This window comes from Paenibacillus donghaensis (assembly GCF_002192415.1).
Classification (GTDB): Bacteria; Bacillota; Bacilli; order Paenibacillales; family Paenibacillaceae; genus Paenibacillus_AQ; species Paenibacillus_AQ donghaensis.
Window position 1 is genome coordinate 3796091 of record NZ_CP021780.1, and the last position, 22496, is coordinate 3818586.

Here is a 22496-nt window from a genome sequence, read left to right on the forward strand (position 1 = left end):
TATTGTATTACATTTAATCCGTTATAACTAGATAACGCCCATGCTGGGCGCACGCAAAAAAGCAGCCGCTGGTGCAGCTGCTTCAGTTATGAAACAAACTGTGGATTGCCTAGTATTACTGTGGTGCGTTCGCTGCAGCAAGCAGCTCCCGTACCGCCTCGATATTCGTGATCGGCTCACGGCAAGCAAAGTCCCGGCAGACATAAGCCGTAGCTTGACCTCCAATGGGCGGCTTATCGGCAAGATGCGGCAGCAGCTTCACCAGCGGCTCGCCTTCGCCCTGCCAATTCACCAGCAGTACGGCATCCGGCAGATAAGCCTGCTGAACCTGAGCGAGCATGTGGTGAAGATTGGCATCCTCTTTTTTACCGGACAGCACCCATTCCTTGCCACCGCCCAGCATTACCAGCAGCGCCTGCAAGTACATCGCATACCCTGGCGGGTAACTGGAAGCTGCAGCGCCTATGACTCCTGCCGTTCGCTCAGCGACCGCCTTCAGCCCGGCATCCTGGGTGATGGAAGCCAGCTTCCAGAGCACCTTCGCCGCTACTGCATTGCCGGATGGCATCGCGCCGTCGTAGAACTCCTTCGTGCGCAGCGGCAGCTGCTCGCCATCCGTTCCGGTGAAGAAGAAGCCTCCGGCTTCCTGATCACTGAACAACTCCAGCAAGCCATCCTTCAGGATCAGCGCACGTTCCAGATGCATGGCCTGAGCCGTAGCTTCATACAGCTCGGTCAGTCCGAAGATCATAAAAGCATAATCATCGACATATCCCGGCAGAGCCGCTTGGCCGTCACGGTAACGCGCCAGCAACCGCCCATCCTCACGCCGCAGCTGCTTCCAGATGAACTCGGCGGCGGCAGTGGCCGCCTTCGCATATTCCGGCTTCTGCAGCACCTTCGCGCCTTTGGCCAGTGCCGCGATCATTAGGCCATTCCAGGCTGTCAGCACCTTGTCATCTTTGAGCGGATGAATCCGCTGCTCCCGGTAGGCGAACAGCTTCTCCCGCCACTCCTCCATCCGGGTCTTCAGCCCTAGCGGATTCATGCCCAGCCGCTCTGCCTGTTCGTCCGGCAATCCCAGCAGCAGATTCGATATATTCTTGCCTTCGAAATTGCCCTCCGGCGTGATCCCGTACACCTTGCAGTAGGAGTGCATATCCTCCAGCCCCAGCGCCTCTTCGATCTCCTCCCGGGAGAACGTATAGAATTTGCCTTCCTCACCTTCCGAATCCGCATCCTCCGCAGAGTAGAACCCACCTTCCGCAGAAGTCATGTCCCGTAGCACATACGTGAATACACTTTCGGCAATTTCCGCATACAGCGGCTTCTGCGTAATCTGATAGGCTTCCAGATAGACCTGAGCCAACAGTGCATTATCATAGAGCATTTTCTCGAAATGAGGTACCAGCCATTCCCGGTCAGTCGAATACCGCGAGAAACCATAACCCACATGGTCATACATGCCCCCGCGGAACATCGCTTCCAGCGTCGTCTCTACCATCTGCAGCGCCTCGGGTGCATCATATGTCTGACTGTACGCCAGCAGGTAAGATAAATTATGCGGCGAAGGAAACTTCGGCGCATTGCCGAATCCGCCATATTGCTCATCGAACTGGCGCTGATACAGCTGGAACGCCTCATGCAGCAGCGCTTCCCCTCCACCTGAGGCAGCATCCCCCTCACGGTTCTTGCGCTCCGCCGTCTGCAGCTCGGCGAGCAGATCGTCGCCCAGCTTATCCAGCGCCGATCCATCCTGCTCCCATTTGGTGCGGATCTGCTCCAGAATATCCATCAGCCCCAGCCGGCCCATCATCCGCCGCTTCGGGAAATACGTGCCCGCATAGAATGGCTTCTTCTCCGGCGTCAGCAGCACCGTCAGCGGCCACCCGCCCGATCCCGTCAACGCTTGACACACCGACATATACAGCGCATCAATATCCGGCCGCTCCTCGCGGTCGACCTTGATTGCTACATAACTCTCGTTCAGCAGCTGCGCTACCTCATGATCTTCGAAGGATTCGCGCTCCATTACGTGACACCAATGACAGGTCGATAAATTCCACTACGAATAGCCTACAGACAAGAATACAGGCTTACCCTCCCGCTTTGCCTTCGAGAATGCTCCCTCTCCCCATGCGAACCAATTCACGGGGTTATGAGCATGCTGCAATAAGTAAGGGCTCTTCTCGTTAATCAAGAGGTTTGTATGTGTATGCTTTACAGTTGAATCCTTCATTTTAGAAACACCCTTTCATGGTTAATCTATACATATTCAATATACCCCAATATCTCGAATTCAAATAATGCGTACTTTGAAAAGATTTTGTAACTTCAATGATCATCCGATGTTTAATTTTAACTGGGATACTCCATGGATTGTTAGTATATTCAATATAGAATATCGATTTGTACAAACAAAATTAAAATAAAAAGAGCCTAAATAAGTCTCAGGCTCCGCGAGTTTTCATAAATGATTTAGAATGGTAAGTCTTCGATTGTATAGTGTCCACTACTAAATGCCAATTGATCATCAATATAAAATTTCACCCTATAGTCAGTGGGTTTATCAAATGTACTTAAGTTTATTCGAAGAGAGCTTTTCTGATCAAACTCTTTATCTTCCCAGAAGGATTTATCGCCTGAATCGAGTTTCTCTATATCAAGGTAAACTTTAAATGTACCCCTTACTTTGAATCCTTCATTAAAAGTCAAAGAAATCGATTTGTCCATTAAATTAACCTTTTCAATATAGAACCATTCGCTGTAAAATAAATTCAATCTTGTATCAACCACTATCTTATCAGCATACTTTTGAAAAGTTTCATATGAAAGCAAATCAATTAATGTGTCTCTCTCTGCTGGACTTCTACAAACAATTCTTTTCAAATACTCTAAAGAACATTTATTTGGTACAACTAATTCTGCCTGTCTATGTCCAGTAATGAACCATTCAGTATTCCTATTAAATTGTCCCTCATGGTAAATATAATCAAACGGCATTTCTTCGAACTTGTCAGCAGTATTGTAGATGGTATAATACGGCGATGCTAAACTACCATGTGAGAAAAAACTATTTTTCATAAACAACATTGATTCTAAATCAAATAGAAAAAAAATCGGTACTGGACAGTGAGCACCATTAAGCGTCTTTTGATGTTGGGGGCGAAACCCTTCATTATGATATTGCGTTGGAGTTTTAGGACGAAAGTAAAATCTTACGTAGTCTTTCCATACTTCATTTGTTTGGTCAATAATTGTAGGACTTGCATTGTCTGATGTCATTTTCTCTCTTTTTTTCGCTTCATTTCTACTCAACAAACAATTATCTTCTAGTATTTGAACAGCATTATGTACATCGGTAAAATGGAATAGGGTGTTTGTCCACCATTTTCTAGCGGGATCTAATTCTGCTTTTACTTTGCTTAAAACAGCTTTAATAATTTCTCTATCATTTTTATTTTTCATGATTACTGTCCTCCGCAACGGTAGACATTTTAGATTGGATTCCTGGTTTCAATCTTATTCCATCCTTCAAATCATCTTCATTTGAAAATTGGTGTGATAAAGAAATTATTTCAATGTAGGGTAATTTGGATAGGAAATCAAAAATCAACTTTCCATAATCGAACAATCCACTCGGAAGTCCTTGCCATGTACAGAAGCCAACTCCCCTTAAGTATCTCCAGAGATCAGCAAGTTGACCTTTAGTAATGACAACATGTCTTCCATTAGATAAAAAAATCAGTTGTTCTTCATATTCGTCTTGAACAAGCTCTACTGAATAATTCTTATCTAAAACTGGAGATTGAATTGTTTCGAGAATATCTTCCCAAACTTCTGCAAAACTTAGTTGCGAAGGATCTGATCTGAGCCATTGCTTTGTTTCATTAATATTAATATGTTCAGCTTTAGATTTTGTATCATTCAAGTGAATAAAAATGTCTATTGGGAGTGGACGAAGATATTTTTCCATAAGAGGTTGGACTTCACCCTCCCAATCTAATCCACCATTCCCACAACCAAGTAGTGGAAATGAAATAGATGTTATCCCCTTTTCACTGTATGTCTCTACAAACTTCTTTAAGCCTGCTTCTATATATTCAATCTTTGAAGGTGAACGCCAATGTTGTTTTGTCGGAAAGTTTAGAACCCATTTATTAGGAGTTTTATAAATCCATAATTTCCCTATGCTTAACTGATTCCCTTCACACAAGGCTTGATATTGTGTGAACATTTCTGGATAGATATCTTTAAAAGCTTTAGCCAACCCTTTCCCCATTACTCCTACAGTATTAACAGTATTAACAATAACTTGAGCAGGACTTTCAAATAAATTTGATTTCACATATGTTAACATAGAAACCTACCTTCCTTAAGACTTTTCATTTATTAACATTATAACAAACATACGTTCTTATTTGTTCATTGATAAAATTATTATATTTATTTATTATATCTAATTAGCGTTTCTTTGAATAGCTTCCCCAATTTGAGCAAAAACCATCACTACGTTAAAATCACTTAAAAGTTCTCAGCGATACAGGTATTATTTGGTTTTCACAAACTCATTTCTTCGAATATGAATTTCACCAAAAAGTGTCTTTCTTAACCCTCATGCTCACTTAATCAGATGAATATTTCGGTGCGATAGAGCCATAGAGCTAATGCTTGAGCCACTACAAAAATCTATTGGTTCAACTTACTAAATTCTTAAAGAATATTATTTACCCCTTCCATCTTCTGAGGGGATCGCGGGGAATTACTCCCCCGCCCCCCGTCACTCGCTTTGTGGCAGCCCAAAAGGCTTTGTTGGGCGGGGAAATTGGAGTGCCAATATTGCCTATCAAGGTTTAAATGGACGCTTCACAGTCTTGACAGGCTTACTTCAGTTCTATTGGTTCTCCCTTCTAACATTTTGGCTCTATTTTATCAATCTTGTGGCTCTGAAAAGTTAACACCGTAGCTCTCCAGCACTGAAATATTCAATCAGAATCAGATAAAATTTCATTAAAGGCCTTGTTAAATTCTTCCTTAGCCTGTTTAGATGGCTGATTATTAAACATCACATTTATTCGGAGGTTTCCTTTTCTTGCTTCCCATACCTCTTTCCATTTTCAAGCTTAGTTGTTCGATCTACCTCTAATTCAGGTTCTCCTTCAGCCGATAATAGAAAATTCGTTTTGTCTATTTCATCGTTAAATATCTCATTTGTCTGATCATGTTCGTCACTAGAAAAGACGGAATATAGGTCACATCCAATGCAGGTTCCTCCCTTCACTTATGATGCTAGAAATGTAACAGACTCGATATCTTCATTCAATAGACCGAATTCGTTCATTATCAGCTGTTTAAAGCTAATATCTTTTGAATATGCCAGTAATTTTGCAAAGAACCTGACATCAAAGTAGTCAGGGAATATTTACAAAAAAAAGAGACTCCATTATCGTAGAAGTATACACACACCCACGAAAGGAGATCTCTTGGTTAATAAAGTAGCTGAAAAGGTGTTGTTATGTCAAGTCACCCAATGGTTAGATCGCAATGCTTCCTTGCTGCTCGGCGACCGTTATGCCAAAAAACTTCACTGGGGCAACACGGTGTTTCTCTTTTTAGAGGCCATATTTAGAGGACGAAAAGGGACTCAAGAAATTGCAGATCATGTAGAGAGTTCTACGTGGATGCAAGAATGCACCGGAATTCAATCCATTCACCAGTCGTCCTTGAACCGCAAGCTCGGCGAACTGCCCCCGGAGGTGCTCCGTGAGCTACACCTCTCTCGCCTGGAGCATCTGTTGGAACAGGAAGGACCGCCCCTGCCTAAAAAACTGAAAAAGTTGGGCCCCCTCGCAGCAGTCGATTCCACCAGCCTGACGCTGGGGCGGGTTCGCGGCCAATGGGCCTACCAGCAAACTGGAAAAAACGCCGTCAAGATGCATACCTGCTTGCACCTGACGGGCGAGCACTCGGCGATTCCCATGGCTCCGGTGCTTTCTACCGCGACGGTGGCCGATATGGACACCGATGTGCTAGCGGCATTGGTTTGGCAAACAGGGATTACGTATTTGTTCGACCGGGGGTATATTCACTACACTCAATATCTACAATGGCTCCAGGCAGGCATTCTGTTCGTCGCTCGCCTCAAGCAAAATAGCAAAGTGAAGGTGCTTAAAACGCGGAAGGTGAAGGCAGCGGGACTGGTGCTGGATGCGGATGTGGAGCTGACGTGTCCGAAGACGGGGAAAACCGGTGTATTTCGGCTCGTGGAGTACAAGTATACGGACAAGAAAAAGAAGGTTCACCTGGTTCGTGTTCTCACCAATCGCTGGGATATCACGGCTCTCGAAGTCGCACAGCTGTACCGTTACCGCTGGAAAGTAGAACTCTTTTTTAAATGTATGAAATCCAACTTACACCTGAAAAAAATCTATAGCAGCCGGAACCCGGAAGCCGTATGGAACCTGATCTACCTCTACCTGATTGCGTATGTGCTCTGCGAAGAGCTCCGTCTGTGTTATGCACCGAAGCAGCGAATCGGCCGGGTGCTAGCTGTGTTCCGCTTGTATATAAAAGGAACGTTGGCGGATTTCCTGAAGCATCTAAACCGACCGAAAGAGCGAACGAGCAAAGGGCGAAGGAACAAGGGAGGCAGACCAGCGACTCACCCGAAAGTGTTGAAGCCTAAGCCTATCCAATTTTAGGTAAGTTACAAGTGATGAACAACTGAAGCTAGACCAATCCAAAAAAATGAGGTGTGTGTAGGCTTAAGTGGAGGTGGCTTTTTTTTGCTTTTTTTGAGTAGACCCCAGACGCGTTCGCCTGGGGCCAGGGAAAGTGTACAAAATATGCCCCTCCCAAAACGTAACTTACCGTAAATAAGCCTACCACGCCTCCTCGTGTGATGTTCTTTGCAAAATTACTGTGAATATGCAATAAGTCTTCTAATCTCCACTATACTTCTGAATTCTAATACAGATGAATGTTTACATTCTCACAACGACAGAAAATATATCGGTAGTATTTTTATACACAAAATTTGCAAGCCATCTTAGGTTTCCTTAGATTATAAAAATGCAAAAAAATAAATCCAGAAAATGTTTTCTGAATTTATCTTTTTGCATAGTAATTTATTCCAAGTTATATAAATTCCATAACAAACCAATTCCTTTGGTTTATTACTGGGACGTCTTCATTTTTTATCCACTAACAATTATAAGAAGTTCACTTCTATGGATATGTCATTCCCATCTCTAGTATATACAATTTTGTCTATAACCTTACGTAATGCGGTGTTAATCTTCTTTGCACCATCCACTGACATTTCTCCATCTTCTTTGTATAGCTTGTCCCATAGGTCACTCAATAAATTGATTTGCTTTAAACGATCTTCATTCGTGAACTTCTCATTCAATCTAGGGCGTGTCTGAAAACCCAGATTGGCGGAACTATTTCAGCAAAATCATGGAAGAAGCTAGAAATACGAAGCTTAAAAAGTTGCGCGAGAGTTTATCATAGCGTGTTGCGATGCCACGGAATTGTTTGAGCTTGTTGAAGAAACATACGACCACATGACGTTCTTTATAATGGTTATAATCACAAGCCCAAGGGTCTTTCACATTGCTCTTTGGGGGTATGCAATAGGTTGCTTGTTGAGATTCGATGCATGTCCGAATTTCATTCGTGCCATAGGCTTTATCCGCCAACACGACACTTCCCGATAACGGAATCGTAGAGAGTACTTCAATCGCTACGGTGCAATCATGAACATTTCCGGGCGTGAGATACAAACATACGGGATTCCCCAACGCATCCACTGCTGCATGGATCTTGGTGTTACGACCACCGCGCGAAAGCCCGATATGCTGGCTTATTTCGGCGTTTTCTGCCCTTTTTTTGCCCCTGCCGCATGTTGGTGAACTTTACAGGATGTACTATCAATTGAAGTTTCCTGTAGGTCAGCATCACGGGTGAGGGACTCAAATATTTTTTGAAAGACATCACTCTGGCTCCACAGACGAAAGCGTGAATACACCGTCTTCCACGAGCCGAAGCGTGCGGGTAAATCGCGCCAGGGCGCTCCTGTTTTCACCTTCCAGAGCATGCCATTTAGCATCAATCGATTCGGTTTTGATGGACGTCCCTCTCCTGTGTTTTCTAGGGGTAGGATGTCTTTGATTCGCTCCCAGTTTTGATCGTTAATCTCGTGTCGTCTCAGCATGATGTGCTTCCCTCGCTCTGTATCTGGCTCTTTGTAAGAGTATGATACATCTACGTCATTTGTTCAATATCAGTTTTCAGACACGCCCTAATCTTTCATCTTTAATAATATTTTTTGAAGCCCACTTTAAATTCCTCATAATATCATCATAAGGATGAAGCAAAATTGCCTTTAACATTATTCCCACTCCCTGGTCATAAGTTGAGTTATAAAGATATCAAATTATTTAACGAGTCTGTTAACATAGCTTCCTGTTCCAGTTTGACATGATTTTCAATCATATAGTCAATGCAGGGGGAACAGTCGGCAAGCTCGCTGTGTCTCTTCAAGTTGCACAGTTTTTCAATATAATTCGACTCCACTGACGCCGTTAAAGAGGAATATCTTATTAATTCGGATTTATCCATACGGTACGGAATGACATTACAATTGATTTCCCTTCTTAATCTTGCCAGCATAGTAAATCCGCCATAATCGATATCTCCCCAGTGATACCATTTACTAGTGCTGGACATGGAAGCCGCTACTGCAAGCAAAAATTTCCGCTTAGTGGGGCTGAATTGCCCTCCATGGAACACAACCATTTCATGTTCATTTTTTTGCTTATGAATATAGTCTATATAATTCGCCCGATTTTCTATTGAGATTACACGGTTTATTGTTGGAGATGTTTTTAGCTGCCCGCGTTGAAAATCTTTCGAATTTACAACGCCTCCAAAAATCAATTGTGAAAAGTCAACTATACCACTATCAAATAACATTGTAACTTGCCCACAAAACTCCAATTGTTCTGGATACTTCGTAATACCTACTTGTCTAAGAAGCTCCTCATCAGTATTATCATCTTCATAATCTAGATATTTGGACAATATGCCAAGCAGCCGTGCTCTTATCGCCTTCTCGAATCTCTTTGAATCTCCGAAACATTGAAGCGAAAATACACGCTCAAGCATTTCTAACTCACCCATTTGATCAATAAAACATATTGCACTAAGGAGATCACTACGCTCGTTTCTATCAACTGGTAATCTGTTTCCAATAGATCGTTTTCTAGAAATGATGTCATATGTATCTCTCAGAAACTGTTTTGCCCATCCGCTACGAACTTTATCTATTGATTTCAACAGTTCTAAATAAACCTCATCCACCACATCACCTTTTGGTTGCCGCCCAATCAAGGAGTACGCAGAGGAGATATTCTCAAAATTCAGCCATACCTCTGCTATGATGTGATTTTCTTCACCCTTCATCCACCGATATGATACCAGTTGCGCCTCATACAAGGCCTGTACTGCAAAATTTATCACAATGCGCTTTTCATATTGCTCTATATCATACTGTGGGAACTCTGTTTGCCCTCCATCATATAATTTCAGCATAATTCGACGAGTCGGACGTTTTTCCTTGTAAAAAAAGCTGCTACGCTCATATTTATCAAGTAAAGCTGAAACTAATTGGCGCTTAAATCCTTCACTCATAATCAAGCTCCTCCAACTTCCTAGGGTCAAAACTACGCACGCATGCCCGCTTTCCTACACGTAACACGCATAGATTCCTATCTACAAGAGTAGCAATATCCCCAATTTTATCGGGTGGCGCAGAAAGTACCACTTGAAAGTTAAACTCACGTAACAGTTCAACACTTCGCACAATGCGCTCGCCATCCATCTTGGAAAATGCTTCATCAAACAGGATAATACGAGATGTATTAGCTGTCTTGTCCCGGCCAATGCGATACAATTGTGCAAACGATGCTAATACTGCAATATAAAATGGCGTCTGAGTTTCGCCACCAGATTTTTTTCCAAGTGTTTTAGAGAGTCTTTGTGATTCTCCCTCGCGGTTAATGACCTCTAAATCGAAGGATAGGTAAGTGCGATAATCCGTAAAAGCTTGTACTCGTTTATCATAATCATCGCGTTCCTGTGCTTTTGATCCGGTTCCTTCATTCGTAATAATTGCAAACAGTTCTGCAATCTCATCCTTGTATTTTGCATTAAACTGATCAGACAAAAGATTATACCCGCCTTCCAGCAGCATTGGATCTACGATCATATCATAATATCGTTTATATTCCTGTTTTGGAATAATCAGAAATCGATATGTATCCTCGCCAAAGGAACTACCGCTTAATGCGCTGTTTAATCCGTCGATCTGTCGTCTTGCATCCTTTATATTGTATTGCAGACGGCTTAAAAAATCCTCCTGAAACTGCTCAAAAGCTTTACTTCGAGCATCTGCGATACTAATCAAATATTCTGGAAGTTTAATATCACTAAGCTCAATCCATGCGTTATCATAGGTACCATTACTGACGGCTTCAATGTCATATCCCATAATATACTTATCATTATATTGGCGGCGTAAATTCCGCACCCCATCCCACGAAGAAGTTTTAGAGTTTATTGAGCGGCTAAGTTCTCTCGGAAATGCTCGTTCAATGTCAACGGCATTACCTCTACTCAAAATCTCACGTTGATATCTTGTATTTCCTGTGTTCTGGAGCCATTCAGCTTCGTATTTTTCAGAAAGCTCAAATCCCATCATTTCCAGCTCTTTGGAAATCCTTGGAATTGTTTCCTCAAGACATACTCGCAATCGTTCTTTGATGGTAATGCATTCGTTTTTTTGTTCGTCAATCTGCTTATAAAGAGTCCTCAGTTGTTGATCTAATGATTCGATGCGCTCTCGTATTGCTTCAACAGCACTTTTATCAACAGACTCTACATTTTTGTTCAGCAGAATGACTTCTTGTTCTATTGCTGGAATCTGTCCAACGTTTTCCGCTGCCGTAACTGTCTGTGTAGCGTCCGATTCACTTAGTATCATTAAAGTATTTCCCGATTGGAAGGCATTCTTTACAGATGCACAAACAGCTATTATATCGGTTAACTCTTTAATCTCTCTTTTTACATCTTCCAACCGTTGCCGTATCGCACCTTGGCCAATGGCGGGCTTCGCCCATCTATCTGGATTCATCGCTCTTACAACAAAATTCTGGTATAACATTCCATCGTCTGTAATTGCTGTTCGATGCCGGCGCAAATCACCGACGCGGTCACATTTCTTCACACGACCAAGTGTAAAATCTAAAAATAATCTCACATTGGGATTATCAGTTACAAGTTCTTCCGCTAGGCTTCCGGGTTCTGCTATAGGATTTATTCTCTGAAGTTTTTCAATATCCACAATACCAGTATTATAGATGCTTCGTTGTCTCTTGATATCATCATAAACACGAAGAGCAATGTCAAAGTGCTCAGGTGGAACGATTAAATAGAATTTTTGTGTATTAAGATATCCTTCAATAACATTACGCCAGCGTTTGTCCCTGAGTTCAGCTGCTTCCGCCACTACTACCACCTTAACCGATGAACCAGTTTTAGTATGCAAACGCCCCATAACAGCTTCTTTGAGATCAAGTACATCCTGTGGAAAGCGGTAGACACCACTTTCAAGGGACTCCTGCTCCGTCAGCAATCCTTTACGATTATCGGCAACCTTCTGCTGCTCTTCAGAGAATCGTGAAAGAAGTGCACTGCACTGCATTCGTATAGCATCCGCACTGGTTGCATAATAAATAAGCCCGCTCTCCCCAACTGCTAAAATGGATGCTGCATCGGTATATCCGAGTGTTTCAAGCTTGGCATAAAGCTGTTGCCCGTCAGCAATCAAGTCATGAACACGAGTCGTCAATATCGGATCAAGAGAGCTAGTATCAGTCCCTTGAATTTTCTGAATAAATCCATTAATGTTTATCCTCCATGAAGCAATGCTTTTTGAAAGTAATGCAGAAGTCCTACTGAAATTCCCGTGAAGCGTAGTTATTAGTTGCTTCTTCTCAGAGATTTGCGACTGAAGATTCTCTAAAATTAGTGCTTCCTTGTTACTAAGCAGGTTGGCTTGCATGATATTACGCTCATCCTGCAGTTTACTCTGTCGCTCTGTTTCCTTTGCTAAGGTATCGTTCAAAATAGTTAGCTGGGCGGAGTAATCGGTTGCTTTATCTTTTTCGCCTGCACTAGTAGTCAATTTGATATCTACTCGTGCGCGGTCAACCAAAAAGGAATATAGAATTTCATTTTGCCTGTGGGTTTCAAAGGTTTGATGATCCGTAACAATGCGCTCAAGCAACGCGATTCGATCCTTAAGCACATCAGCCTCTTGCTCCAGACTTTTATAGCTTCTAATATTTTCCTGCATACGACTGACATCAACTGTTTGTTGGGTATCGCAGACAAATTCCGAGATAAACTTTTGTATGTCGACATCGGGATTAAACGAAACAGCTTTCCTCAATAACTGACCGAAGCGATCACGTAAGCCCCAAGTTTCCCATATAAATCCTGTCTGAAATCCCGGTTTACATCGGTAGTATAACTACTTCCTATAGAATAGTGTTCCTTGATATATGCCCTCAAAATTGCAATATCCATCGGCTTTCTATTAATAACAAACTCATTTGACGGCATGGCTCCGTCAAATCGAAAAAATAACTTTTGCAAATCGTTTTCCGAATAAGTATCAAAACAACACCCTGCGGTAAAATATTTCCCTTTCTCCTCATCAAAGAACTCTAAAGCAATATAGCTTGTAAATCGTCCATTGCGCAGATATTTAAAACCAAAATCCTCATCGTCACCTAGTTCACCGCGTAAATATCCACTTAAGGTTCGATTACCTCGTCCACTGGCAGCCTTGTTGAAGAAGCTACCGCTAGTATCGGCAAGCAGTAACAATTGCAGAGCATCCATAACTGTCGACTTCCCTGAGGCATTTTTTCCGGTCAGAAAATTCACTTTATTTAACTCAATAACCTCATGGACAAAGTAGTGCCAGTGAATCAGTAAGAGTCTTGTCATCCGCTTCATTTCTAATCCTCCTGTTCTCCAGCTGTGCTAGTGTCGTCATCTACACGAAGCTCATCTAATTCTGTTATCATATCGTTGATCCCTTGATTGGAAATAATAGATAAGATAGATGGAAGAATGAGAATTTGATTACCTTCATTGTTCCATGCAGAGGATTCCATTTTTTGAATAATATTATGATGAGCAAGCGTTCTTTGAGCCTCAATACGTTCTTTTTGCGTTGTTTTCCCCTTATCAAGAAGTCCAAGCATTCGCATTTTTTCAACAACTGCTTGGGTATCTGTTTTAACCGTATGGAAGCTATTTGCTTGTTCTCGCTCTTCTTCGTATATGAGACGGCATGTATATAAAAACAATGTAGTGAATCGATCGATTCTCAAGCGATTATGGTCAAATATATTTATTAAGGACATAATTCCGTAATTATCATCTTTTTCAAGACGCCAGCCAGTGATCGCAAAATAATCATGCAAAATGCCAAATAGACGTGAAGCTATCTGATAGTCGTAGTTTGGCAAAGTCATTTGCTGTGATGGCTGATACTCATATCGCACCATATATGTATGAGATAATAGATAATTCGCCAAACGTTTGAACTCGCCTTTCTCATAAGTAGTAAGTCCTATATACTGCTCATTCCACATAGTGCCTCACCTCTCTTTTGCTGATCGTCATATTAGGAATTATGTAACCATTTCTATCAAGTCGACCATTGTTTATTTGCACCTTGTAATCCATGCCTCGTTCATTAGCGCGAACCATAGCCAGTATCAGAAGTATAAAGTCCTCATCGTTATTAATCGATATTGTCTCACTACTAATAGAAGATTCATTTTCTTTAAAAAGACTGTTCACATATTTCCGAATTCTTGCCACGGGATATCCAATTTTGATTTGTTGTAGCATTCCGGTCATAGCCGCATTAGAAAACGTATTATCATCTGTGATTTCCAGCGGTTCAGAATAGACACGCCTACTGCGTACATTTTTGTGATAGAGAGATTTTCCATCAATAAATTCTTGTCGATTGACTCGAATATGCTGTTCAAGCATTTCAACGATTACACTGCGCTTGGTATCTGAGGAATTTGAGTATGCTTTCAACAGCTCAACCAGTTTTCCCTTGATACTTTGGTCTGCAGTCATCAGGTATTGGATTTTTTCAATAGAGCTTTTTGTGTATGTGCTGTGCTTTCTATCAATTTCATTCACAATTCCTCCAATTGACTGGTATACATCCAAAACATAATCAATTGAAGATATGATCTCCTGCCCCGCCTCATCGTCATTCTCATATTTTCGTATCGTCATGGCTCTTGATCGCATGCCATCCATGAGCTCTTCATCCGCAAGAATATCTGTCAGGATCTCCTGAATGGGTACCATATAGCGATGAATAGAATCCATTGTTTTGATCGGATGATAAATACTGTCGGACATCCTTTTATATTCTTCAAAATGATTTTTTAGCAGCACATTCACTTCGCTCTGCTCCTGTATTCGCCGCAAATAACTGCGAATTCCATGATAAAGCCTTTTTAGCTCGTAAGTAAGTTGCTCCGTGTTTGTCTTTGCCGACAATACTGCCTCATACATTTGCCCTTGATGTTCATTTTTAGCTTGCTTGAGACCAGAATAAGTCGCGAATACGAGGGAGTTATACTCGTGCAGGGTTTGATCACTTAGTTCACTCAAGAGCTTCATTACTTTAATGGCATAATCACGTGGAGTAATAATTTCAATAAATGAGCCATCCAGAAACTCCTTATCTACCCATCCCGTTTTAACCAGGCGGTTCAATATCAAACGCGCCTTAACATTAGGTGTTAAGCTGACTTCGGTTACTTCGTCATCTTCTTCGAGCATAAAGGACTTATCCTCAATTTGGGCTATCAAAGACGAGATATAATCGTCTACCCGAATATTAAGTTCATACTTGAACATCTGATGCAGCAGCATGAGCGCATCAACATATATTTCTTTGTTTCCCGATGCCAGCACAGAGAAAAAATTTTCGGGAATTGTGTCAAAAATGCTCACGTATCCACCTGCCAATCCATTTGGAATAATAATTCATTTGGTTGCAATAGGTCCTTTAATATAGTCATATTATACTATGAGTTGGAAGAATATGACGAATATTGTTCTTATACTTCAAACAAAAAACTCCTGCTAAAAGACCAGCAGAAGTTTCATTAAATAATTGATTTACACGCCTTGATATAAAAAGGTAAAGTAGCAATCCAGTCCTGCACTTGACACCGAGCTTGCCGCACGGAAACCGAACGCGAAACCAATTTTTGAAAAAGCAACCACAGGAACTGCAAAGCCGAAGAGAAATCCAACAATTTGACTTCATCACAAAGCCAAAAGAACAGTTCACCCAGACTTCGTGGATCGGTGGCCTGGCGTGATTCCCATTCCAGCAGCAAATAACGGGAAAACACAATGGTGGTGTGGCTAATCATCATGTCGTAAGAGCGGCCTTGGAATTCTTTGGCCAACTGTAAATAGGACTTGGTGACTTTGAAAAACTGTTCAATTTTCCAGCGAATCCCGTAAATGCGCACGATTTCTTCATCACTGAGCATACCGTCGGTGCTAAGCACGGCCAGCCATTCACTACGGTGGTTTCGATTTTCAACGAAGACGATTTTGAGTGGAATACCACAGGGAAGTTGGGCATAGACACTGCCTAAAATATCCCCTCGTTTTTGTGTCTTACGGCAGATGCTGTGCAACTGACTGAGGCTTGCCAGGCCGTCAGCATAGCGGTAACGCTGCTTCAAATCTTTCACGAGACCAATGACGAACAAACCCTTACGATGGATTTCTTCGATTAATGGCGCCCGGGTAAACCATGTATCCATGAGGACGTAATCGGCCTGTATCTCCGCATCGAGTGCATGGTCCAAAAGGGCTTCCTTCCGGCGCTTATACCCATGGGTTCGCCGATCCAAGGTTGCCGTCATCTCGCAATATCGACTTTTCGAATGAGCGGAGCTCAGCAAAGCAAAGTCAACGGGAACAAAGGAATGACCGTCCGACCAGCCGAGCATCAGCATGCGGAAGCCACGGACAAAGCGACCGGTGGTATGGTCCTTCACCCGAGCAAGCAGTTCCACCGCTTTGCTACGGTTACGGCTGTAGGTGGAGTCATCCAAAATAAACGCACGCACCCGCTTTTGAAGTGAGCGGATCGATCCGAGTCACAACGGCTGCACTCAAAGAGAGCAAGAACGCTCTCCATGCGTAGCATGGATGATTCAAAAATCGGTAAATGACATCCTTGCTAAAAGGAGCATCGGCTCCTGCACCCTGAAGAAGACGAACCCAGTTTTTTTGCTGAAACACCAGCAGAAAAAGTACACGAAACACCGTGAAGGCAAGAAAAGCTATCTCCTTTAGTAATGCCTACCTTTCGAAGATGTGTGCCGAACTTCATATCACGGAAAGTATATTCCAAGCTTATAGGGAGTTGTGCAAACATACGGTTATTTTGTATCATGAGAGAGTACTTGAGTTATAATTTCCTTTTGCAATCCTTGAGTAAGGGAGAGATAAATAGGATCTCGACTGAAAGCCGCAGTTCCGACGATTATTAAAGCTTAAAAAATAAATCGGTTCTTTCCCCAATTTTATTGAATCCGATTTTTAGATACATTTCTTTAGCAGTATCGTCTTCATCGGTAACCAGATAAATCGATTCGCAATTCTCTTGTATTGCAATAGCAATTAAGGATTTCAATATCGTTGTACCATATCCCTTACGTTGATATTTGGGGATAACAGAAAAATCTTCGATTTTTGCAACGCCATTATAAATAAACAAATCGCAATTCCCTACGATATCACCGTTATGGTAGCAAAGATAAGAGTTGACACCTTGATCAGAAACATATACTTCGCCACGTCTGTAACATCTTCTTATGCAAAAATCTTTTCCAAGAGTTCCCTCATCATGCTGCAAGTCACTAAATAAAAGATTATATATCATTTCTTGATTGTCAACTTTCTTCATGATGCAATCAGATACAGCATTGAGTCTTGGGAAATGAGAAATATCAAAAGAATAGTATCCGTTTTTTGATATTTCCGGCTTATATCGAAGAGTAGACAGCACAGAACTGTTGATCACAAAATTTGTAATAATATTGCAATAATTGCATTCTTCAGCTAACCGCAATGTAATTTCATCTTGTATCATGCGGCTTAGATCAAGCTCGTCGATTGATTCTTTTATGTATGTGTAATTGTGATAGTACATGTCATTCAATTGATGATCACGAAATCTAACGATATTCTGATTTTCAAAAAACTCAGAGAAGCATTTGGTATATTCAATTTCGCATTCCATAATCTTCTTATTTATAGGCATAACAAATCTCCGTTTCTCAATATGCAAACAATTTCCTACAAATCCCGGAATCATTATAACACAGAATAACACAGACTAAATCTGGAGCGGGATACTCAAGAGACATTTATAGAAATTAACCTTGGATCATTCATTTGCTAATCTTTTGGCCCCCCGACCTCATCGCTGCAAGCAATTCTACTTAACACCAATGCTTCCTGAATAACTTTTGACATATAAGGAATTCTTACCGGTACCAATGATTCCATCTACATCCTCGTCTGTTTTCTCCGTGGTTGAGAGATTTGCCAAGTGAACCGTTGTATCACCTTTAGCATTTTCCACTGCTACTTTCAAGCTGGATGGCGCTGTTTGATAATTCACTTGGATATCCCCAGTTTTTGTTTCCACTCTCATTTCACCTTTTTCCTCCACCCCGTTCAGAACGATTTCGCCACTTTTAGAATAAAGATTCATAACAGAACTGGTTACATTTTTAAAATAAAGGTCATTCCCCCTGGCGGCTACGTCTATTCTATCAAATGAGCTATCCTTTACATGCAGGTCCCCTTCTATTAGATTTAAATCCCCCGAATCTGCTTCAACTTGATTGAAATTCACACTGCCTGCTTTATTTTCAACGATTAAATTATGGGTTGCCAACGTTCTAATATTGATATCTCCTTCATTGTTGACCATTCTGACTTGTTCTACTGTATTTTTGGGAATTAAGACTTTGATCGTTCCCTCTTTATGAAAAGAAAAAGCTGAGAAGGCCCCGCCAATTTGCTTATCTTGTTGTATAACTAAGTTATTAGATTTACGCGTCACTACAACAGGAGCTTTCTTCTTGTCCGTCTGATTCCCCTCAATGTCTACATGGACTTGATTGTCTGCTGATTCCCTCACTACAAGATCCCATGAATCATTATTAATCTCAATGCTCTGGACTTCTTTCGCCGGGATGTCTTCTGTTAGCTCAAAATCTTGAGATCCATCTTGCAAGCCAATGACAAGGATAACCACCAGGACAACCGCCATCGATATCCATATCCACTTATTTGTTTTCATGGTTTATGCAACATCCGTTCTGTCAATTTTACGATAGGATAGATAAGCTACGGCCAAACCTAACATGCAGAAAACAATAGGTACGCCGATAAATTGAAACATAGATACAGAACTGCTCCCATCAGAAACCATAGAATTTAGCAGAATCCCTAAGATTACTGAACTAGTAATTGTTGTGGCAGTAGATTTTTTACGCATCCCGAAAGACAATGGAATAAGACTTAAGCCAGCTGTCATTACTGAAGCAATAAGGATTGCTGGAAAGGTAGCCAACACATCTTCCTTTGTAGCAGTTGTTTCGAAGAAATGGACTGTCGGATTTAATAACACTGTCAATACTTCAATGATGAAGGTGGAAATCACTACACTGAAGAAACAGAAGCCAATCACAATCATTAGCTTTGCTTGAATCACTTTTTTTCGTTGCAGAGGATAAGTAAATAACAATTGAATGGTTTTATTCTTATATTCATCAATCACAAGTCTGGAAATAATAATGCCTGAAAAAACAACAAAGGTAATGCGAATAAAGATGTTAGCCAGTGACATAAAGGCTGTGAAATCTAAAAACATTGGTTCATCCTGAGCATTGGACATTAAAGCCATTCCTGCTACCATTCCAAAAATAATAACCATACAAACCACAGCTCTTATGCCGTATCCCGCCAGATTATTTCTCTTCCATTCGATTTTCATTAATCTGAACATGTTATTTGCCTCCATTAATAAGATTCAGGAAATATTCTTCTAAGTTGCTTTGTTGTGTTTCGATGCGATTTACAACGATATCATTTAGCACCAGCTCTTTATTTATGACCGATTGAGATACATCTTGTTGATAGACCCGGATGGTTTCCAGATCCATCACTTCATAGTCATGAATGTTCAATTTTCTCTCCAGCACAAGTGAAGCCTGCTTACTATCAGTCACTTTTATTTCTAGATATTCAACATTTTCTCTTTTGATTTCACTCATCTTAACTTCCTTTATTAATTGTCCATTATTAATGATTCCGATCGTATCCGCAATGGATTCAATCTCTGAAACGATATGACTGGAGATTAGAATTGTCATACCATAGTCATTCTTTAGCTCCAATAAAAGCATACGGATATCTTTAATCCCCACAGGGTCCAATCCGTTAATCGGCTCATCAAGAATCAAAATTCCCGGCTTGGTAAGAATGGCTCTGGCAATTCCCAGGCGCTGTTTCATTCCAAGAGAAAACTCATGTACTTTTTTGTTTCCCACGCCTTTTAAGCCAACCGTCTCCAAAACTTCTTGAATACGATCCTCACCATCATATCGGGTATAATCACAATGATACTTTAGGTTGTCAGCAGCTGTTACACGGTCATAAAAAACAGGATATTCAATGATGCTGCCTATATGCTGCAAGTATTGAAAAGAGGTTTGTAATACCGGTTGATTCAGCACAACAATCTCGCCTGATGTTGGCTTCACCAAATTTAGAATCATTTTCATGATTGTTGTTTTCCCCGCACCATTCGGTCCTAAGAACCCGTAAATTTCACCTTTTTCAATATGCATGGTTACATTTGAAACAATGTTGTTTCCTTTATAAGCTTTTGACAAGTGATTGATTTGGATCATTGTTTCCATGGTTTCTCGCTCCTTATGTGGTGTGCTCAATCTTCCTGCTACGTTCCCAGCATAAGGCATTTCTACTCAGTTCAAGATGGTAAGATCGCCAACCGTCCTTTAACCTTCATAAACGGTACTTTTTTTAAAGAAAAAGAAGTGCCAGCAGCCATTTTAGAAATAGCTTCCAGCACTTCATATTAAGAATTCATATTTAAGTAAGATATTTTTTTCATTTTAAAGCTTTCATCTTTTCAATGGTTTCCTTTTGCAGTCTTCTTGAAACCGGACAACTTTCATTATGATCAAACATAATTAATTTGTTCTTTTTATCAATGGATCTAATATTCGCTAAGTTCACTACAAACGCTCGATGACAGCGGAACAGGCGTTCATCATAATCTGCAATTTCATTTAATTCAGCATAAAAATCAAGAACCTTAGACTTAGTAATTAATCTGATTTTATGTGCGATTTCCATAGTTTCAAAATAAAGAATATCAGAAAAAGGTAATTGAAAGCTGGTGTATTTATTCTCAAAAGAAAAGTTATCGGGACTCACCGGAATGGTCCTTAGCGAATTGGCAATCAATAGACAATCTTCAACTTTTCGAATAAATTCTTCTTCTTGTAATTCTTTTTCAATAAAATCTAAAGCAGCCACACGATATTCAAACGTTATCGGCGCAAGCTCGGAATGCGTGGTCACAAATACAATCGTGCCATAGGGATCTTTCTTTCTTATTTCCTGAGCGACAGTCAGTCCTTTATGCTCCTCATGTTTGATCTCCAAATCAAGAAAATACAATTGATGATCGGCCACATTTTCAATATGCGATAATAAATGATCCGGTTTTGCGGTTGAAAATAAACTCCGGTAACGAATCTGATGCTTTAACGACAATTCTTTAATGATTCGTTCCAACCGTTGCTGCTGGATAAGGTTATCCTCTAATATGAATATGTTCATTTCCGTTCTCCAGTCTTTCTTAAAATAAGCGTTTGGGAAAATAAGGCGGATTGGGACTCCGTTTCTAGTGACGCGAAGTTATTTTCTTTTAGCATTTGTTGCACGTTAAATAGCCCCACGCCACGCCCCTTGCCTTTTGACGAATATCCCCGCTCCCCCAGTCGTCGTAAACTGACCTTCTCTCCACTGCTATTTTGAATTTTGATTCGTTGAACGGCAGAGTCTTCTAATAGCACAATCCAAATCTTAGCTTCATCTGTCTTAGCCGCTGCTTCAATCGCATTATCCAAAAGAATGGAGAAAATCCGGGTAAAAGAAATCAATTCCATCTGAATCAAATGAATGGGCTCTTCAATTTCTAATGCAACATCAATTTTCATTTGCTGGGCCATTATAATTTTGGCAGCCAGGATACTTTTGACCTCTGATATATGCAGGTTTCGCAGCTTGACAAAGCTGTACTCATTCTTACGCATTAATTGCCCGGTCGGCTTAACCGTTTGTTCAAATACTTGTTTGACTTGCTCCCAATCCTCCCGATAAATCCCTTCCTCCAAAGTCAACAGGATGTTGGCATAGTCATGACGAAAACCTCTGAATTCATCGTATATTTTTTCAAGCTGTGTTGCATAATCCTTAAGTTGCACCAATTGCTCACTTTTAGATTTTTCAATTTCTCTTTTTTGAATATGACTGTATTGAAATTGCATATACAGCAAAGCGATGATAAATAACAGCCACATTCCTACAAGTAATGTTCTATGAAAAGAGCTGAATTCACCGGATTTATTTCCAATAGTTAAAATCGGATATACCGAGATGATAATGATGATTAAAAGCACGATCACTGGAAAAAGAATTACTTTGCTGGATTCCTGCAGGATTTCTTTGTTGAGCTGCGGAACATAGTGCCGTACTAACCTAAGACCGATTTCATTGATAATGGGCGGTGCCATAGCTGTAAATAGATACGGAAGATAATCAATATTCGCTGATGATTGTTTGAAGATAAATTCAACCAAACCTGTAATCGGATCTGCTGCGAGATAACCGATAAATGAGTTCATTACCAAGGCATAGGCTCCGTAATAAAAACCTAAAGCGGTAAACGTTCTATGATTTTTAAAGTAGGATATGCCCACAAAACAGAAAAATAGCGTAATCGCGCCCCATACTCCAATAAAATATGTAGAGACAAATCCAATCATTAAAAATATCGCTAGCCAAGCCGTTATTTCTTTGATTGTAAAGTGATAGCGTGAAATGGATTGAAAAATTAAAAAGAAGCTTAGTATTTGAATACTCATAATTAAATTAATCATTTTTTGCACCACCGGTCTTCATGTGAAAAGAATAAACATTCCCCATTCATTCACTAATCGGATTAAGGACACTTTTCAGTCTAT

At 40.9% G+C, this 22496-nt stretch carries 15 protein-coding genes and 2 pseudogenes; 1 reads left to right on the forward strand and 16 read right to left on the reverse strand.

Annotated features, from left to right (window positions below; all coding sequences use genetic code 11):
- Window positions 1-115: 115 nt before the first annotated feature.
- From B9T62_RS17060 to B9T62_RS17075, 3 genes and pseudogenes are all read right to left on the reverse strand, one after another.
- A pseudogene (locus B9T62_RS17060) lies at window positions 116-2239 on the reverse strand (thioredoxin domain-containing protein).
- A 239-nt stretch (window positions 2240-2478) separates the two neighbouring features.
- Window positions 2479-3468, reverse strand: coding sequence for a DUF4433 domain-containing protein (locus B9T62_RS17070; protein WP_087916366.1), 990 nt, complete (start codon window positions 3466-3468; stop codon window positions 2479-2481).
- A complete protein-coding gene (locus tag B9T62_RS17075) occupies window positions 3458-4360 on the reverse strand; it encodes a macro domain-containing protein (RefSeq protein ID WP_087916367.1) in 903 nt (300 codons plus the stop codon). The genes B9T62_RS17070 and B9T62_RS17075 overlap by 11 nt, the downstream gene beginning before the upstream one ends.
- A 1123-nt stretch (window positions 4361-5483) precedes the next feature.
- On the opposite strand from B9T62_RS17075, the gene B9T62_RS17080 reads away from it, so the two are divergent.
- The gene (locus tag B9T62_RS17080) at window positions 5484-6701 is read left to right on the forward strand and encodes an IS4 family transposase (protein ID WP_087916368.1); all 1218 of its coding nucleotides are present in this window, start codon (window positions 5484-5486) and stop codon (window positions 6699-6701) included.
- 744 nt (window positions 6702-7445) lie between these two features.
- On the opposite strand, the gene B9T62_RS17085 is transcribed toward B9T62_RS17080, so the two are convergent.
- The 13 genes and pseudogenes from B9T62_RS17085 to B9T62_RS17145 form a co-directional block, all read right to left on the reverse strand.
- Window positions 7446-8218 (reverse strand): IS5 family transposase gene (locus tag B9T62_RS17085; protein ID WP_211296472.1). Its coding sequence is split into 2 segments (ribosomal slippage): window positions 7446-7888 and window positions 7888-8218, totalling 774 coding nucleotides; the frame shifts between segments, so codons are not numbered across the junction.
- A 206-nt stretch (window positions 8219-8424) separates the two neighbouring features.
- The gene (locus B9T62_RS17090) at window positions 8425-9696 is read right to left on the reverse strand and encodes a Wadjet anti-phage system protein JetD domain-containing protein (protein ID WP_087916369.1); all 1272 of its coding nucleotides are present in this window, start codon (window positions 9694-9696) and stop codon (window positions 8425-8427) included.
- Window positions 9689-12421, reverse strand: coding sequence for an SbcC/MukB-like Walker B domain-containing protein (locus B9T62_RS17095; RefSeq protein ID WP_169834399.1), 2733 nt, complete (start codon window positions 12419-12421; stop codon window positions 9689-9691). The genes B9T62_RS17090 and B9T62_RS17095 overlap by 8 nt, the downstream gene beginning before the upstream one ends.
- 92 nt (window positions 12422-12513) lie before the next feature.
- Entirely contained in the window at window positions 12514-13089 is a 576-nt protein-coding gene (locus tag B9T62_RS17100) for an ATP-binding protein (RefSeq protein WP_087916371.1), read from the reverse strand.
- A 2-nt stretch (window positions 13090-13091) separates the two neighbouring features.
- The gene (locus B9T62_RS17105; protein ID WP_087916372.1) at window positions 13092-13733 is read right to left on the reverse strand and encodes a DUF4194 domain-containing protein; all 642 of its coding nucleotides are present in this window, start codon (window positions 13731-13733) and stop codon (window positions 13092-13094) included.
- Entirely contained in the window at window positions 13723-15129 is a 1407-nt protein-coding gene (locus tag B9T62_RS17110; RefSeq protein WP_087916373.1) for a Wadjet anti-phage system protein JetA family protein, read from the reverse strand. Before B9T62_RS17110 ends, B9T62_RS17105 begins: the two co-directional genes overlap by 11 nt.
- A gap of 155 nt (window positions 15130-15284) precedes the next feature.
- A pseudogene (locus B9T62_RS17115) lies at window positions 15285-16597 on the reverse strand (IS4 family transposase).
- 93 nt (window positions 16598-16690) lie between these two features.
- The gene (locus B9T62_RS17120; protein WP_087916374.1) at window positions 16691-17467 is read right to left on the reverse strand and encodes a GNAT family N-acetyltransferase; all 777 of its coding nucleotides are present in this window, start codon (window positions 17465-17467) and stop codon (window positions 16691-16693) included.
- A gap of 177 nt (window positions 17468-17644) precedes the next feature.
- Window positions 17645-18517, reverse strand: coding sequence for a DUF4097 family beta strand repeat-containing protein (locus B9T62_RS17125; RefSeq protein WP_087916375.1), 873 nt, complete (start codon window positions 18515-18517; stop codon window positions 17645-17647).
- Between the two features lie 3 nt (window positions 18518-18520).
- The gene (locus B9T62_RS17130; protein ID WP_087916376.1) at window positions 18521-19225 is read right to left on the reverse strand and encodes an ABC transporter permease; all 705 of its coding nucleotides are present in this window, start codon (window positions 19223-19225) and stop codon (window positions 18521-18523) included.
- Window position 19226: 1 nt separating this feature from the next.
- Window positions 19227-20141 carry an ABC transporter ATP-binding protein gene (locus B9T62_RS17135; protein ID WP_087916377.1) on the reverse strand — a complete coding sequence of 305 codons (915 nt, stop codon included), beginning with the start codon at window positions 20139-20141 and terminating at the stop codon, window positions 19227-19229.
- A 211-nt stretch (window positions 20142-20352) separates the two neighbouring features.
- Window positions 20353-21090, reverse strand: coding sequence for a response regulator transcription factor (locus tag B9T62_RS17140; protein ID WP_087916378.1), 738 nt, complete (start codon window positions 21088-21090; stop codon window positions 20353-20355).
- Complete coding sequence (locus B9T62_RS17145; RefSeq protein WP_087916379.1) at window positions 21087-22412, reverse strand: sensor histidine kinase; 1326 nt, start codon at window positions 22410-22412, stop codon at window positions 21087-21089. The genes B9T62_RS17140 and B9T62_RS17145 overlap by 4 nt, the downstream gene beginning before the upstream one ends.
- Between the last annotated feature and the right edge of the window lie 84 nt (window positions 22413-22496).

Excerpts from the sequence above, each read along its gene's own strand:
- B9T62_RS17070 (WP_087916366.1), bottom strand. The coding sequence starts at position 3,468 with ATGAAAAATAAAAATGATAGAGAAATTATTAAAGCTGTTTTAAGCAAA.
- B9T62_RS17075 (WP_087916367.1), bottom strand. The coding sequence starts at position 4,360 with ATGTTAACATATGTGAAATCAAATTTATTTGAAAGTCCTGCTCAAGTT.
- B9T62_RS17090 (WP_087916369.1), bottom strand. The coding sequence starts at position 9,696 with ATGAGTGAAGGATTTAAGCGCCAATTAGTTTCAGCTTTACTTGATAAA.
- B9T62_RS17095 (WP_169834399.1), bottom strand. The coding sequence starts at position 12,421 with ATGCAGGAAAATATTAGAAGCTATAAAAGTCTGGAGCAAGAGGCTGAT.
- B9T62_RS17100 (WP_087916371.1), bottom strand. The coding sequence starts at position 13,089 with ATGAAGCGGATGACAAGACTCTTACTGATTCACTGGCACTACTTTGTC.
- B9T62_RS17105 (WP_087916372.1), bottom strand. The coding sequence starts at position 13,733 with ATGTGGAATGAGCAGTATATAGGACTTACTACTTATGAGAAAGGCGAG.
- B9T62_RS17120 (WP_087916374.1), bottom strand. The coding sequence starts at position 17,467 with ATGCCTATAAATAAGAAGATTATGGAATGCGAAATTGAATATACCAAA.
- B9T62_RS17125 (WP_087916375.1), bottom strand. The coding sequence starts at position 18,517 with ATGAAAACAAATAAGTGGATATGGATATCGATGGCGGTTGTCCTGGTG.
- B9T62_RS17130 (WP_087916376.1), bottom strand. The coding sequence starts at position 19,225 with ATGTTCAGATTAATGAAAATCGAATGGAAGAGAAATAATCTGGCGGGA.
- B9T62_RS17135 (WP_087916377.1), bottom strand. The coding sequence starts at position 20,141 with ATGGAAACAATGATCCAAATCAATCACTTGTCAAAAGCTTATAAAGGA.
- B9T62_RS17140 (WP_087916378.1), bottom strand. The coding sequence starts at position 21,090 with ATGAACATATTCATATTAGAGGATAACCTTATCCAGCAGCAACGGTTG.
- B9T62_RS17145 (WP_087916379.1), bottom strand. The coding sequence starts at position 22,412 with ATGATTAATTTAATTATGAGTATTCAAATACTAAGCTTCTTTTTAATT.